Source organism: Roseitalea porphyridii (assembly GCF_004331955.1).
Classification (GTDB): Bacteria; Pseudomonadota; Alphaproteobacteria; order Rhizobiales; family Rhizobiaceae; genus Roseitalea; species Roseitalea porphyridii.
In genome coordinates this window covers 1,995,485-2,009,838 of record NZ_CP036532.1, presented here as the reverse complement: position 1 = coordinate 2,009,838, position 14,354 = coordinate 1,995,485, and the positions used below count along the sequence as shown (strand labels likewise).

General features: G+C 66.6%; 12 protein-coding genes. 6 read left to right on the top strand and 6 right to left on the bottom strand.

Features of this window, described 5'->3' with window-relative positions; genetic code table 11:
• Positions 1-28: 28 nt before the first annotated feature.
• Complete coding sequence (locus tag E0E05_RS09830; RefSeq protein WP_131616550.1) at positions 29-1,561, top strand: acyl-CoA carboxylase subunit beta; 1,533 nt, start codon at positions 29-31, stop codon at positions 1,559-1,561.
• A gap of 231 nt (positions 1,562-1,792) precedes the next feature.
• On the opposite strand, the gene radC is transcribed toward E0E05_RS09830, so the two are convergent.
• Genes radC through E0E05_RS09810 form a run of 4 tightly spaced genes read right to left on the bottom strand, consistent with a single transcriptional unit; the run spans position 1,793 to position 6,017 of the window.
• Positions 1,793-2,560: a RadC family protein gene (gene radC / locus E0E05_RS09825; RefSeq protein ID WP_131616549.1), complete on the bottom strand. Its 768-nt coding sequence runs from the start codon at positions 2,558-2,560 to the stop codon at positions 1,793-1,795.
• 3 nt (positions 2,561-2,563) lie between these two features.
• Positions 2,564-3,397 (bottom strand): type I methionyl aminopeptidase, encoded by an 834-nt coding sequence (map, locus tag E0E05_RS09820; RefSeq protein ID WP_131616548.1) that lies wholly within the window; start codon positions 3,395-3,397, stop codon positions 2,564-2,566.
• Positions 3,398-3,421: 24 nt separating this feature from the next.
• Positions 3,422-4,141, bottom strand: coding sequence for a DNA/RNA nuclease SfsA (gene sfsA / locus E0E05_RS09815; RefSeq protein WP_131616547.1), 720 nt, complete (start codon positions 4,139-4,141; stop codon positions 3,422-3,424).
• A gap of 28 nt (positions 4,142-4,169) precedes the next feature.
• A complete protein-coding gene (locus E0E05_RS09810; RefSeq protein ID WP_131616546.1) occupies positions 4,170-6,017 on the bottom strand; it encodes a PHA/PHB synthase family protein in 1,848 nt (615 codons plus the stop codon).
• A 154-nt stretch (positions 6,018-6,171) separates the two neighbouring features.
• On the opposite strand from E0E05_RS09810, the gene E0E05_RS09805 reads away from it, so the two are divergent.
• The 5 genes from E0E05_RS09805 to recJ all read left to right on the top strand — a co-directional run bounded on the left by E0E05_RS09805 (position 6,172) and on the right by recJ (position 12,227).
• A complete protein-coding gene (locus E0E05_RS09805; protein WP_131616545.1) occupies positions 6,172-6,612 on the top strand; it encodes a hypothetical protein in 441 nt (146 codons plus the stop codon).
• Between the two features lie 69 nt (positions 6,613-6,681).
• Positions 6,682-7,899 carry an LL-diaminopimelate aminotransferase gene (locus E0E05_RS09800; protein ID WP_131616544.1) on the top strand — a complete coding sequence of 406 codons (1,218 nt, stop codon included), beginning with the start codon at positions 6,682-6,684 and terminating at the stop codon, positions 7,897-7,899.
• A gap of 23 nt (positions 7,900-7,922) precedes the next feature.
• Positions 7,923-9,281 carry a homoserine dehydrogenase gene (locus tag E0E05_RS09795; RefSeq protein WP_131616543.1) on the top strand — a complete coding sequence of 453 codons (1,359 nt, stop codon included), beginning with the start codon at positions 7,923-7,925 and terminating at the stop codon, positions 9,279-9,281.
• A gap of 139 nt (positions 9,282-9,420) precedes the next feature.
• Positions 9,421-10,389 carry a class II fructose-bisphosphatase gene (glpX, locus tag E0E05_RS09790; RefSeq protein ID WP_244597662.1) on the top strand — a complete coding sequence of 323 codons (969 nt, stop codon included), beginning with the start codon at positions 9,421-9,423 and terminating at the stop codon, positions 10,387-10,389.
• A gap of 56 nt (positions 10,390-10,445) precedes the next feature.
• Complete coding sequence (gene recJ, locus E0E05_RS09785) at positions 10,446-12,227, top strand: single-stranded-DNA-specific exonuclease RecJ (RefSeq protein ID WP_131616541.1); 1,782 nt, start codon at positions 10,446-10,448, stop codon at positions 12,225-12,227.
• 9 nt (positions 12,228-12,236) lie between these two features.
• Here the strand turns inward: recJ and E0E05_RS09780 are convergent, their stop codons facing one another.
• Both E0E05_RS09780 and bcp read right to left on the bottom strand, forming a co-directional pair.
• The gene (locus E0E05_RS09780; protein ID WP_244597660.1) at positions 12,237-13,577 is read right to left on the bottom strand and encodes a M23 family metallopeptidase; all 1,341 of its coding nucleotides are present in this window, start codon (positions 13,575-13,577) and stop codon (positions 12,237-12,239) included.
• A 173-nt stretch (positions 13,578-13,750) separates the two neighbouring features.
• On the bottom strand, positions 13,751-14,200 hold the full coding sequence (gene bcp, locus E0E05_RS09775) for a thioredoxin-dependent thiol peroxidase (RefSeq protein WP_131617984.1): 450 nt from the start codon (positions 14,198-14,200) through the stop codon (positions 13,751-13,753).
• Positions 14,201-14,354: the final 154 nt, after the last annotated feature.

The following is a 14,354-nucleotide window of genomic DNA, read 5'->3' as shown; positions in this document are numbered from 1 at the left end:
ACGCACAGGCGGCAAGGGACGGGCAGGCATGAAAGAGGTCATCGAGGAACTCGAACAGCGCCGGGCGACCGCGATGCTCGGCGGCGGTCAGAAGCGCATCGACGCGCAGCACGGGCGCGGCAAGCTGACCGCAAGGGAGCGGCTGACGGTGCTGCTCGACGCGGGCAGTTTCGAGGAGTTCGACATGTTCGTCGAGCACCGCTGCACCGATTTCGGTATGGACCAGACCAAGATACCGGGCGATGGCGTCGTCACCGGCTGGGGCACGGTGAACGGGCGCGCCGTTTTCGTCTTCGCCAAGGATTTCACCGTCTTCGGCGGCTCGCTATCGGAAACCCACGCCCAGAAGATCCAGAAGGTGCAGGATCTTGCGCTGCGAAACCGCGCGCCGATCATCGGCCTTTACGATGCCGGCGGCGCCCGCATACAGGAGGGGGTGGCAGCGCTCGGCGGCTACGCCGAAGTGTTCCAGCGCAACATCCTCGCCTCGGGTGTCATACCGCAGATTTCGGTGATCATGGGCCCGTGCGCGGGGGGCGATGTCTATTCGCCGGCAATGACCGACTTCATCTTCATGGTGCGCGAACGCTCCTACATGTTCGTCACCGGCCCCGATGTGGTCAAGACCGTCACCAACGAGACCGTGACCGCCGAGGAACTGGGCGGAGCGCGGGTGCACACGACCAAATCGTCGATCGCCGACGGGGCCTACGATCACGATGTCGACGCGCTCTTGCAGATGCGTCGGCTGGTCGATTTCCTGCCCTCGTCGAACACGGCCCCGATCCCGGAACTGCAGACGCACCAGCCGATCGGCGAGGACGATCCGTCGCTCGACACGCTGGTGCCGGACAACGCCAACAAGCCCTACGACATCAAGGAACTGATCGAGAAGACGATCGACGAAGGCGACTTCTTCGAAATCCAGGCCGACTTCGCAAAGAACATCGTCACCGGTTTCGGCCGGATGGAAGGGCGGACGACGGGGTTCGTCGCCAACCAGCCGCTGGTGCTGGCGGGCGTGCTCGATTCCGACGCCAGCCGCAAGGCGGCGCGGTTCGTGCGCTTTTGCGACGCGTTTTCGATCCCGATCGTCACCTTCGTCGACGTGCCGGGCTTCCTGCCGGGCACCAGCCAGGAATATGGCGGGCTGATCAAGCACGGCGCGAAACTGCTGTTCGCCTATGGCGAGGCGACCGTGCCCAAGGTGACGGTGATCACCCGCAAGGCGTTCGGCGGTGCCTATGACGTGATGGCGTCCAAGCATCTGCGCGGCGACATCAACTATGCCTGGCCGAGCGCGCAGATCGCGGTGATGGGCGCCAAGGGCGCCGTCGAGATCATCCACCGCAAGGATGCCGGCGATCCCGACAGGATCGCCGAACACACACGATCCTACGAGGACCGGTTCCTTTCGCCGTTCGTCGCCGCCGAGCGCGGCTATGTGGACGAGGTGATCATGCCGCGCTCCACGCGAAACCGGGTGGCCCGTGCGCTGCGGCTGCTGCGCAACAAGGACCTCGAAAACCCCTGGAAGAAGCACGACAACATTCCGTTGTGAAGTGTTTTCGCCGACCGCCCGATGAAGCCGTCATTCCGGGGCTTGACCCCGGAATCCACGGCGCCGGGATAGATGATGGATCCCGGAATCAGGTTCCGGGATGACGTGAAGCAAGGAAACTGGCCTTCCCCTTGAGGGGCTGAGGCAACCGGTTGCGCTGCCCCTCATCCGACCCCTCGCTGCGCTCGGGCCCACCTTCTCCCCGCCCGCGGGGAGAAGGAGCGCGCGCATTCACACCAGCCCCAGCCCCTTGAGGCTCGCATGGCCGGACTTGCCGATGATCACATGGTCGTGCACGACGATATCGAGCGGTTCGAGCGCCTCGACGATCTTCCTCGTCATCTGGATGTCGGCTCGCGAGGGCGTCGGATCGCCGGAAGGGTGGTTGTGCACGAGAATGATCGCGGTGGCGTGCAGTTCGACCGCACGGCGAAGGACCTCACGCGGATAGACCGGCGTGTGGTCGACCGTGCCGGTCTGCTGGACCTCGTCGGCGATCAGCCCGTTCTTCTTGTCGAGATACAGAACGCGGAACTGCTCGCGGCTCTCGTGCGCCATGGCGGCCGTGCAATAGTCGATCACCGCCGACCAGGAGTTCAGCACCTGCCGGTCGTCGATGCCCTGGCGGACCATCATCCGCGCCGAGGCGGCGACGATCTTGAGGTCGAGCGCGCTCGATTCACCCATGCCGGTCACTTCGGCGATGCGGGCCGGGTCCGCGCCCAGCACCGCGCCGAACGATCCGAACCGGGCGATCAGCGCCTTGGCGATTGGCTTGGTGTCGCGCCGGGGAATGGAGCGGTAGAGGAGAAGTTCGAGCAATTCGTAGTCGGCGAGCGCGTCGGCGCCCGCCTTGGCGAACCGGGCGCGCAGCCGTTCGCGATGGCCGGCATGGGGCGAGGGCGTTCGCGTTGCCTTTGTGCGGGCGAACGGCGTGTTGTCACGGGCTTCACGCAGGAAGGCGGCGCGCTCGTCATGCTCGTCGCCTTCATCGGCCATGGTCTACCGCGCGATCGGCAGGCCCGGCTTGTCCAGGCCACCGGGCGACAGGGTGAAGATCTCGCAGCCGTCCCCGGTGACGCCGACCGTGTGCTCGTACTGCGCCGAAAGCGACCGGTCGCGGGTGACCGCCGTCCAGCCGTCCGACAGGACCTTCACATGGGCGCGGCCCAGATTGATCATCGGTTCGATGGTGAAGATCATGCCCGGCTTGATCTCGGCACCCTCGTCGGCGCGGCCGTAATGCAGAACGTTCGGCGCGTCGTGGAACAGGCGTCCGATGCCGTGGCCGCAGAAGTCGCGCACGACCGAGCAGCGCTCGGCTTCGGCGAAGCTCTGGATGGCGGCGCCGATCGCGCCCATCCGGGCGCCCGGTTTGACGGCGGCAATGCCGCGCATCAGGCATTCATGCGTGACGTCCATCAGCCGTTCGGCGGCGCGCTTGGGCTGGCCGACCGGGTACATGCGCGAAGAATCGCCATGCCAGCCGTCGAGCACGTAGGTCACGTCGATGTTGACGATGTCGCCGTCGCGCAGCGGCTTGTCGTTCGGGATGCCGTGGCAGACGACATGGTTGATCGAGGTGCACGAACTCTTGGTGTAGCCGCGATAGTTCAGCGTCGCCGGAACGGCGTTGTGGTCCATGCCGAACTCGAACAGGAACCGATCGATTCGGTTGGTCGTGGTGCCGGGTTCGAGAAGCGGGGCAACCGCGTCGAGCGCCTCGGCGACCAGGGCCCCGGCCTTGCGCATGCCGGCAAAGCCCTCTTCGCCGTGCAGGCGAATCTGGCCGGTGTTCTTCACCGGAGCAACGGCAGCGTCGAGATAGGTCACCATGGTCGGGTCCGCCCGGAAGGTCGATCAGGCCGCGCCCGCGAGCGGCTCGTCGATCGGGAGCAGCGCGTCGGGCAGGATGGCATTCGTCGAGATTTGGCACCGAACCGCGAAAGCTTCAACCCCGCGCGCCGTCGCCCGATCAAATTCGGCCGCGTAGTCGGGGTCGAGATCGCGGCACAGCCGGAACTGGTCGCAGTCGGCGCGCTGGATCACGAAGACCATCACGGCACGGTGGCCCGCCTCGGCCATGGCGCCAAGTTCGCGCAGGTGCTTGGCGCCGCGCGCGGTCCTCGTATCGGGGAATTCGGCAAGGCCGCGTTCGCGCATCAGGTGGACGTTCTTGACTTCGACATAGGCGCGACCGCGCGCCGGGTCCTCCAGCAGCAGATCAATGCGGGAGTTCGTGCCGTACTTCTGCTCGCGCCGGATCGTCGGATAGGCGCCGAGGTCGCCCACCAGACCCGCCATGATCGCTTCGGCGGCCAGCCGGTTGGGCAGACCTGTGTTGATGCCGACCAGCGTGCCGTCCGCCTCGACCAGTTCGAGTCGGTGGGCGTATTTGCGTTTGGGATCGTCCGAGCGCGACAGGAACACGCGGGAGCCGGGCGTCGTCAGCCCCATCATCGAGCCGGTGTTGGGCACCGAGACGGTGATGTCACGACCATCTTTGAGCGTGACGTCGGCCAGAAAGCGCTTGTAGCGGCGGATCAGCCGCGCCTCGATCAGGGGCGGGTCGAAGATCATCGGGAAGGCCGTCGTTCAGCGCGGGCGATCACACCCGCACCCTGACATACTCCCCGGGGGCGTCGCCGAGCAGCTTCTTCTTGCCGCCGAGGCCAAGCTTGGTGCGGGCGGGCACGTCGGCATTGTCCTGGCTGCGGATCCATTTGTGCCAGTGCGGCCACCAGGAACCCTCGGTCATCTCGGCCTTGCCGATCCAGTCCTCGAAGGCGCCCTCGACCTTCGGACCGCTCCAGAACTGGTACTTGCCGCGGTGAGGCGGATTGACGACGCCCGCAATGTGGCCCGAGCCGCCGAGCACGTAGGTGACCTCGCCGCCGAACAGTTTCGAGCCCTCGAACACCGAAAGGGCCGGCGCGATATGGTCCTCGCGCGTCGCCAGATTGTAGATCGGGATCGTCACGTCCGACAGCTTCACCGGCTTGCCGCCGAGCTTCATCCTGCCCTTGGCCAGATTGTTCTCGAGATAGCAGTTACGCAGATAGAAGATGTGGTTGGCGCAGGCCATGCGCGTCGAGTCGGCATTCCAGTAGAGCAGGTCGAAGGGCAGGGGGTCCTTGCCCTTCATGTAGTTGTTGACGACGTAGGGCCAGATCAGGTCGCCGGAGCGCAGCATGTTGAAGGCCGTCGCCATCTTCGAACCTTCAAGATAGCCGGTCTGCTTCATGCGCGTTTCGAGCGCTTCGAGTTGCTCGTCATCGACGAAGACCTTCAGATCGCCGGCATGGGTGAAATCGACCTGGGTCGTGAAAAGGGTCGCGGTGGCGATGCGCTGGTCGCCCTGACGCGCCATCAGCGCCAGTGCCGCCGACAGAAGCGTGCCACCGACGCAATAGCCGATCGCGTTGACCCGCTCCTCGCCGGTCGCCTTCTGCACCGTGTCGAGGCCGAACACGATCCCGTTGTCAATATAGTCGTCCCAGTCCATCTGCGCGTGTCGCTCGTCAGGGTTTACCCACGAGATGACGAAGACGGTGTGGCCCTGATCGACCGCCCACTTGATGAAACTCTTGTCGGGGTTCAGATCGAGGATGTAGAACTTGTTGATCCAGGGCGGGCAGATCAGAAGCGGCCGCTTGAGCACGGTTTCGGTGGTCGGCTCGTACTGGATGATCTCGACCAGATCGTTGCGGGCGATCACCTTGCCGGGCGTGGTCGCGATGTTCTTGCCGATCTCGAACTTCGAATAGTCCGCCTGGCGGATGCGCACCTCGCCCTTGCCGGTCTTCAGATCCTCGGCCAGCAGTTCCATCCCGCGCACGAGGTTCTCACCGTTGGTGGCGACCGTCTCCTTGAAGATCTCTGGATTGGAGATCATGAAGTTGGAGGGCGAAAGCGCGTTGGTGAACTGGCGCACGTAGAACTGCGCCTTGTGCTTGGTGTGGGCGTCGAGCCCCTCGGCATTGTCGACCAGATCGGTCGCCCATTGCGAAGTGACCAGATAGGCCTGCTTGAGAAACGAGAAGAAGGCGTTGCCGGTCCAGTCCTCGTCCGCGAAGCGCTTGTCGCGCGGCGATGTCGGGATGGCCTCGGCGAGCGACGGGTCGCCCATCCGCTTGATGGAGTTGGCCCAGATGTTCATGTAGCCCGAGAACAGCTTGGTCTGCGCCTCGAGCGCACGCTGCGGGTCCGACAGCCAGTATTCGGTGACCTTGGAAAACGTCTTGGCCATGTCGGCGGCGGGTTCGGAGATGGTGTCGGTCGCCTCGCCGCGCTCGCGCGGGCCGACCCACTCGGCCGCGGCGTGGCCTGCGGCCTGCACCATGCGGGCCAGATTGCGCGCAAAGGCTTCGGGGTCCTTGATCACATAGGCGTCGATCGCCTCGCGCCCCTTGTCCGAGGTGTCGCCCGGGTCGTCGTCGCGGGCCTTGGCGCTCATCGTTTCCATCCCTTGCGGCCATTGGCGTCGGTTGCGGCGGCCTTCGTGAAGCCATACTAGCGTTGCACGACGATGACGATCAACCGGAACCAAGGCCGTAGCCCGATTGCCTAACGCCTCGCCAACTCTGTCTTTTTTGCGACGCCTTGCGCTGATGGCGCCGATCGCCGCCGCGTCGGCCTGCACCTCGACCTCGACGGTAGACACGGCGTTTTCCGGTGTCGAGCCCCCGGTCTCGAATGCGCCGCTGCCGCCACCGGCGTCGCCGGCCGCCGAGGACGCTCCCGTCGCACCGGACGCGGCGCCAGCGAGCGGGCCGGCCACGGCGGATGCCGGCGTTGCGCGGCCCGATCCCGGCGTGCTTGCGCGCAACACGGGCGCATACCCGAACATCAACGTCGAACCACCGCCAGCGTCCACACACATCACCGATGCCGAACGCGCCGCGCTGCTTGCCGAGATGCGGGCGCTGCAGGCCGGTGTCGCCGCTGGCCGGGTTTCGCCCGAAGCGAGCGCGGCGCGTCTTGCCGAACTCGAACGGCTCGCCGCGACCCATTCCGAAGAGGTTCTGCGCCGGATCGAGGGCCGCCAATAGGCCCGTCGCCCCTCGCTTTTTCACAAGCCGGGGTTTATAGCCTTTCGACCATTCCGGGAAAGCTGCGCCATGGAAGAGTTTCACAAGACCAAGCGTCTTCCGCCCTATGTCTTCGAACAGGTCAACCGGCTGAAGGCCAGTGCCCGCGCGGCCGGTCGCGACATCATCGATCTGGGCATGGGAAATCCCGATCTGCCGACGCCCACCTCGATCGTCGACAAGCTCTGCGACACGGTGCGCGATCCGCGCACGCACCGCTATTCGTCCTCCAAGGGCATTCCCGGCCTGCGCCGTGCGCAGGCGGCCTACTACGCGCGCCGGTTCGGCGTGAAGCTCGACCCGGAGCGCGAGGTGATCGCCACACTCGGCTCCAAGGAAGGGTTCGCCAACATGGCCCAGGCGATCACCGCGCCCGGCGACGTGGTGCTGTGTCCCGATCCGACCTATCCGATCCATGCGTTCGGCTTCATCATGTCGGGCGGCGTGATCCGCTCCATGCAGGTCGAGCCGGACGAGGGTTTCATGACCGCGCTCGACCGGGCCGTGCGCCATTCGATCCCCAAGCCGCTGGCGGTGATCCTGAACTACCCGTCCAACCCGACCGCCTTCGTCGCCTCGCTCGATTTCTACAAGGAGGTGGTGGCGTTCGCCCGCAAGCATGAACTGATCATCCTGTCCGATCTTGCCTATGCGGAGATCTATTTCGACGACGCGCCACCGCCCTCGGTGCTGCAGGTTCCGGGCGCGATGGATGTCACGGTCGAATTCACCTCCATGTCGAAGACCTTCTCGATGCCCGGTTGGCGCATGGGGTTCGCGGTCGGCAACGAGCGGCTGATCGGAGCGCTGGCGCGCGTGAAATCCTACCTCGACTATGGCGCGTTCACGCCGATCCAGGTGGCGGCGACCGCCGCCCTGAACGGCGACGGGTCGGAGATCGCCGAGGTGCGCGAGACCTACCGGAAGCGCCGCGACGTTCTGGTGCAGAGTTTTGCCAATGCCGGCTTCGACGTGCCGCCGCCGCAGGCGACCATGTTCGCCTGGGCCCCGGTGCCCGAGAAGTTCAGGCATCTCGGCTCGCTCGAGTTCTCCAAGCTGCTGATCGAGAAGGCCGAGGTGGCCGTCGCGCCCGGTATCGGCTTCGGCGAGCATGGCGACGACCATGTGCGCATCGCGCTGGTTGAAAACGAACACCGAATCCGGCAGGCCGCACGCAACATCAAACGCTTCCTGCAGAGCGCCGAGACCACGTTGCACAATGTGGTCTCTTTGGATGCGCGGCGATAGGGCCGACGAGGGGACCTGGATTTATGAGCGAGAGTTTGCGCGTCGGGCTTGCAGGCCTTGGCACGGTGGGCGCGTCGGTGGCGCGTGCGCTTGCGGCAAAGGCCGACGAGCTGACCGCCCAGTGCGGCCGGCCGATCGAACTGACGGCCGTGTGCGCGCGCAATCGCGATCAGGACCGCGGCGTCGACCTGTCGCAGGCACAATGGTTCGACGATCCGGTCGCCCTTGCAAAGAGCAACCAGATCGATGTCTTCGTCGAGTTGATCGGCGGCGAGGACGGGGTGGCGCTCGACGGCGTTACGACCGCGCTTGAAGCTGGCCGCCATGTCGTCACAGCGAACAAGGCGCTGCTGGCCAAGCATGGTGTCGGTCTGGCCGAACGGGCCGAGAAGGCCGGCGTGATCCTCAATTTCGAGGCGGCCGTCGCCGGCGGCATTCCGATCATCAAGACGATGCGCGAATCGCTGTCGGGCAATGCCGTCAGCCGCGTCTACGGCATCATGAACGGCACCGCGAACTACATCCTGACGCGGATGGAGCGCGACGGGATCTCGTTCGCCAACTGCCTGGCGGACGCGCAGCGGCTCGGTTACGCCGAGGCCGATCCGACCTTCGACATCGAGGGGCACGACACCGCCCACAAGCTGGCGATCCTGACCTCGCTTGCGTTCGGCACGCAGATCGCCGCCGACGACATCTACATGGAAGGCATCTCCAACATCGCGCTCGGCGACATCGAGGCGGCGCGCGAACTGGGTTACCGGATCAAGCTGCTCGGCGTCGCCCAGCGCACCCCCGAGGGCATCGAACAGCGCGTGCACCCGACCATGGTGCCGCTCGGCTCGGTGATCGCGCAGGTGGAAGGCGTCACCAACGCGGTCGCCGTCGAGGCCGATATCGTCGGCACACTTCTGATGTCCGGACCCGGCGCGGGGGGCGATGCGACCGCTTCGGCGGTGATCGGCGATCTGGCTGACATCGCCAAGAGCCAGCCGGGGCGTCAGCAGGCGCCGGCGCTCGGCCGCCCCGCCGACCGGCTGCAGCCCTACAAGCGCGCCCGCATGCGGGCCCACGAGGGCGGCTATTTCGTCCGCATGACGGTGCACGACCGGCCCGGCGTTTTCGCTGATATTGCCCGGCACATGGCCGATCAGGGCATCTCGCTTGAATCGATCGTCCAGCATGGCGCGGCACCGCACCCGGTGCCGATGGGGCCGGACAATCCCTATGGCGAGGACGAGGAGACGCCGAGCCCGAAGACGGTGATCCTGACCACGCACGAGACCACCGAGCGGGCCGTCCGCGACGCCATCGCGCAGATCGTCGAGGACGGGCATCTGATCTCGCGGCCGCAGGTCATCCGGATCGAACGGGCCGGTTGACCGGACCAGGGCGCTTTCCGTCTAAATCGATTTTGTTTGGGGCAGGGCCGTTTTCAGGCTTTTGCGGGGGCCATCGCTATGGTCTTACCCCGGCAGAAGAAATCGCCAGATCGGGGTGCGCAGACCAATGAACCAACCCATGCAGACGCCGGGACTGACCCGCGAACTGTCGCTCGAACTGGCGCGCGTGACCGAGCGCGCCGCGGTCGCGGCGGCGCGACTGCGCGGACGCGGTGACGAAAAGGCGGCCGATCAGGTCGCGGTCGATGCGATGCGGGCCGAACTCAACCGGCTGCCGATTTCCGGCACGGTGGTGATCGGCGAGGGCGAACGCGACGAGGCGCCGATGCTCTATATCGGCGAGCAGGTCGGCGCGGGCAGCGGCCCGGCCGTCGATATCGCGCTCGATCCGCTCGAGGGCACGACCGTGTGTGCAAAGAACCAGCCCAACTCGCTCGCCGTCATTGCGATCGCCTCCAAGGGCAGCCTGCTGAACGCGCCCGACGTGTACATGGAGAAGATCGCCATCGGGCCCGGCTATCCGGAGGGGCTCGTGGACCTCGACGCTTCGCCGGCCGACAACATCTACGCGCTGGCCAACGCCAAGAACGTGCCGGTCAACGAGATCACCGCCTGCATCCTCGATCGGCCGCGCCATGCCGGCCTGATCGACGCGGTGCGCGAATCAGGGGCGGCGATCCGGCTGATCGGCGACGGCGACGTCGCCGGCGTGATCGACACGACCGACCCCGAGGACACCTCGATCGACATCTATCTGGGCATCGGCGGCGCGCCCGAGGGCGTGCTGGCGGCGGCAGCGCTGCGCTGCGTCGGCGGGCAGATGCAGGGCCGGCTGATCCTCGACACCGACGGGAAGCGCGAGCGGGCCGAGCGCATGGGGATTTCCGATCCGGGCAAGACCTATTCGATCATGGACATGGCGAGCGGCGACGTGCTGTTCGCGGCGACCGGCGTCACCGATGGCAACATGCTCGCCGGCGTGCGCTTCGCCCGCAACTTCATCCAGACCGAGACGATCGTCATGCGCTCGCGGTCCAAGACCATTCGCGAGATCACCGCGCGACATCTGGACATGGAGAAGTTCTGAGCGGCGCCAGTCCGTCACGCGCTTGACGCTGTCGCCGGCAAGGGCGACATGGGACGATGAGCACGCGCCCGGCCTTTCTCGATGTGCGCCAGTCCGCCCGCCAGTGCCGCTGGGTGGAACGGCTGACGCCGGCGCAGTCCAACGTCGCTCTCGACATCGCCCAGACCCACGGGATGGACGAGATCCTCGCCCGCGTACTCGCGGCACGCGGTGTTGCCGCCGCGGACGCGCCGGGCTTCATCGATCCGACGATCAAGGCCTTGATGCCCGATCCGTCCGTCATCACGGACCTCAATGCGGCGGCTGCCCGGATCGCACGCGCGATCTCCACGGGCGAACGCGTCGCGATCTTCGGCGACTATGATGTCGACGGGGCGGCATCGAGCGCGCTGCTAGCGCGCTATCTGCGTCATTTCGGCATCGAGCCCGCGGTCTACATTCCCGACCGGATCTTCGAGGGCTACGGCCCCAACCCGGCGGCGATGCGCACGCTCGCCGAGGACGCCTCGCTGATCGTCACCGTCGACTGCGGCACCAACAGCGCGGCCGCTTTCGAGGCAATCGCCGGATCGGGCACCGAGATCGTCGTCCTCGACCATCACCAGATCGGCGGGCCGCTGCCGGAGGTGGCGGCCGTCGTGAACCCCAACCGCGACGATGACATGTCGGGGCTGACCTATCTGTGCGCGGCGGGCGTGGTGTTCATGACGCTGGTCGACGTGTCGCGACAGCTTCGCGCCGATGGTCGCAAAAATGCTCCTGACCTGATGGCGCTGCTCGATCTGGTCGCGCTGGCGACGGTCTGCGACGTGGTCCCGCTGATGGGATTGAACCGGGCATTCGTCGTCAAGGGCCTGCAGGTGGCGCGGCGGCAGAACAATCCGGGTCTGGCCGCGCTCGCCTCGATCGCCCGCATCGGCGAGCCGCTGGCGCCGTTCCATTTCGGCTATGTGCTCGGCCCGCGCATCAATGCCGGCGGTCGGATCGGCGACGCTGCGCTCGGCGCGCGGCTGCTCGCCACCGACGATGCGGACGGCGCGCGGGCGCTTGCCGGCGAACTCGATGCGCTGAACGCCCAGCGCCAGGCGATCGAAGCCGAGATGGTCGAGCAGGCGCGCGCGGAGGCCGAGCGTGAGCTGCAGTCGGCCAATCCGCCCTCGGTGATCGTCACCGAAAGCGACCGGTGGCATCCGGGCATCGCGGGCCTGATCGCCGCGCGGCTGCGTGAATCCTTCCGGAAGCCGGCCTTCGCCATAGCCTTTGACGCCAACGGGGTCGGGACGGGTTCGGGGCGCTCGATCGCCGGCTTCGATCTGGGCCGGCTCGTGCGCCGCGCCGTCGAAGCCGGCATCCTCGAAAAGGGCGGCGGTCATGCCATGGCGGCGGGCCTGACGGTGCGGGCGGACCGGCTCGGGAGCCTGCGCGCCTTCTTCGAGGAGCAGGCGGCCGGGCGCGTATCCGATCTCGTCGCCAACGACGTGCTGGAAATCGACGGCGCGCTATCGGCGTCTGGCGTGACGGCGGAGCTGATCGACCGGCTCGAGCAGGCCGGCCCGTTCGGTTCGGGCAATCCGCAGCCGGTGTTCGTGCTGCCGCGCCATCAGATCGGTCACGTCAAGCCGGTCGGCAACGGCCATCTGAAGCTGTCGCTGCGCGGCATGGGGCCGGGGAGCCTCGATGCGATCGCCTTCAGGGTTCGCGACGAGCCACTGGGGCGGATGCTGTCGGAAAATGTCGGCAACGGTCTGCATCTGGCCGGGACCGTATCGATCAATCACTGGAACGGCCGGCGCATTCCGCAGCTTCGCGTCATCGACGCGGCCGTGCCGGAGGGCTGAACCACCGCCCTACAGGTGGTTGCCGATCCGGGTGCCGGCCTTCAGATAGCGCATCGGATTGACCGCCTTGCCGCCGGCCCGGACTTCGTAGTGCAGATGTGGGCCGGTGGATCGGCCGGTGTTGCCCGAAGCGCCGATCTTCTGGCCGGGCTCGACCGTCTGCCCCGCCTTCACCGCGAGCCGGCTCATATGAGCAAAGCGCGTGGTCAGTCCGTTTCCGTGATCGATTTCGACCATGATGCCATAGCCGCCGCTGCGACCGGCCTTGACGACCTTGCCGGCAGCGGGCGCCCGGATCGTCGTGCCGGTCGGGGCGCGGAAGTCGATGCCCGCATGGAAGGCGCTGCGACCGAGAATCGGGTCGCGCCGCTTGCCGAAGCCGCTGGTGATCTGCCGACCGGGGACCGGATGGGCGATCGGAAAGGCGGTGACCTCGCCGCGCGTCTGCTCCAGAGCGTCGAGCGCTTCGCTCAGTTCGGCAAGTCCGGCCTCGAAGCCCTCGTCGATCGCCGCCTCGTCGAGGGGCACGAACGGGCCGCCGACCGCCTCCAGCGGAACCGGCTCGGAGCGCACCGGAAGGCCGGACGCCTTGGCCGCTTCGATCAGCGCGTTGCGGCGCAGATAGGCGGCGCGCGTGAGCACGTCGATCTGTTCAAGCTGTTCCAGTTCGACCCGTTCAAGGGTCGAGGTCACGGTGTCGAGCGCGGCGAGCGGATCGGCCGCCGGAGCCAGCCGGTCGGTCTTGCCGTGCGCGGCCACAGTCGTCGTGCCGGCCGGGCGCGCCGGCGCGGCGAAGGCATGCGCGCCAAGCGAAATCGCGTTTGCGCCCCGGAACAGCGGATTGTCGGCGATCGCGGTCACGCCGGGAACGGGGTCGAGCGACGCCTGGTCGGCGCCCGGGCGCAGCGCGGGAATGGGCAATTCGTCGACGGGCGCGACCTGGCCGCTCAGCCCCTTGTCGCGGGCCCGTTCGAGCAGAGGCTCAAGCGTGCCGGCCCGCGCCGCAAGCGCGCTCTGGCGCGTGGCGAGTTCGGCGATCTTGCTCTCCATGAACTGCTGATCGAGCAGGCGGTGCGAGGTGATGCGGTCGACCTGCGCGCGCAGCGCGGCGATGCGGTCCTCGTAGGCATGCTGCACGCGCGCCTGACGCATCACGGCGGCGTTGATCAGGTCGTCGCGCATGATCAGGTAGCCTGTGGCGATCAGATAACCCGCAAGGCCAGCAAAGACCGCTGCGCCGCAAAGGGCGGCCACCCATGGCCGGATGGAGAAATGGCGGATTCGATCGCCTTGCGCGATCACGATCATGTGCGGCTGCTTGCGGCGTCCGAATGCGGTGGATTGGCCCACGGTGCCCCGTCTCCCGAGTCAGTCTTGCTGGTCGGGAAATTACACTCCGTTAGGGTTAACAAAGCGTATCGGGAAAGGGCGTGAACGGACCGCCAACCGCTTGATCCTGTTGCCGCAACGGGGTGGCGGGCAGCCGCTGCCGCACGGGTTCGCCGTGGCCGCCCGCAACGGGCTTAGCCGTTCAGCGCGCGGGCTTGTTCGAGCACCTCTTCGGCATGGCCCGGCACCTTGACCTTGCGCCAGACCCTGGCGATCTTGCCATCGGCGTCGATCAGGAACGTCGAGCGCTCGACACCCATATATTTGCGCCCGTACATGCTTTTTTCGACCCAGACGCCATAGGTCTCGAGCGTCGTCTTGTCCTCGTCGGCCACGAGCGTGACCGTCAGGTCGTGCTTGGCCTTGAACTTGTCGTGCTTGCCGGCGCTGTCCGGCGACATGCCCAGCACGACCGTGTTGGCGGCCTTGAATTCGTCGAGCAGTCCGGAGAAGGCGATCGCCTCCTTGGTGCAGCCGCTGGTGTCATCCTTGGGGTAGAAATAAAGAACGACCTGTTGCCCCTTGAGCGCTGAAAGGGACACGGTTTCGCCATTGTCGGCCGGAAGTGAGAAATCGGGCGCCATGGCGCCGGCGTCGGGACTGGTCACGGATCGGTTTCCTTGCTCTGTGATCGTACGGTCGATGTTCGGCGCACGGCGCCTTAGGGCTGACGTCGGGCAAATCCCTGGCGTCCGTCCGCCCGTGGCATATAAGAGCAGTGTGGTGCCCGTCCATGGC

Coding starts and splice junctions, on each gene's coding strand:
- E0E05_RS09830 (WP_131616550.1), top strand. CDS start 29: ATGAAAGAGGTCATCGAGGAACTCGAACAGCGCCGGGCGACCGCGATG.
- radC (WP_131616549.1), bottom strand. CDS start 2,560: ATGGCCGATGAAGGCGACGAGCATGACGAGCGCGCCGCCTTCCTGCGT.
- map (WP_131616548.1), bottom strand. CDS start 3,397: ATGGTGACCTATCTCGACGCTGCCGTTGCTCCGGTGAAGAACACCGGC.
- sfsA (WP_131616547.1), bottom strand. CDS start 4,141: ATGATCTTCGACCCGCCCCTGATCGAGGCGCGGCTGATCCGCCGCTAC.
- E0E05_RS09810 (WP_131616546.1), bottom strand. CDS start 6,017: ATGAGCGCCAAGGCCCGCGACGACGACCCGGGCGACACCTCGGACAAG.
- E0E05_RS09805 (WP_131616545.1), top strand. CDS start 6,172: ATGGCGCCGATCGCCGCCGCGTCGGCCTGCACCTCGACCTCGACGGTA.
- E0E05_RS09800 (WP_131616544.1), top strand. CDS start 6,682: ATGGAAGAGTTTCACAAGACCAAGCGTCTTCCGCCCTATGTCTTCGAA.
- E0E05_RS09795 (WP_131616543.1), top strand. CDS start 7,923: ATGAGCGAGAGTTTGCGCGTCGGGCTTGCAGGCCTTGGCACGGTGGGC.
- glpX (WP_244597662.1), top strand. CDS start 9,421: ATGCAGACGCCGGGACTGACCCGCGAACTGTCGCTCGAACTGGCGCGC.
- recJ (WP_131616541.1), top strand. CDS start 10,446: ATGAGCACGCGCCCGGCCTTTCTCGATGTGCGCCAGTCCGCCCGCCAG.
- bcp (WP_131617984.1), bottom strand. CDS start 14,200: ATGGCGCCCGATTTCTCACTTCCGGCCGACAATGGCGAAACCGTGTCC.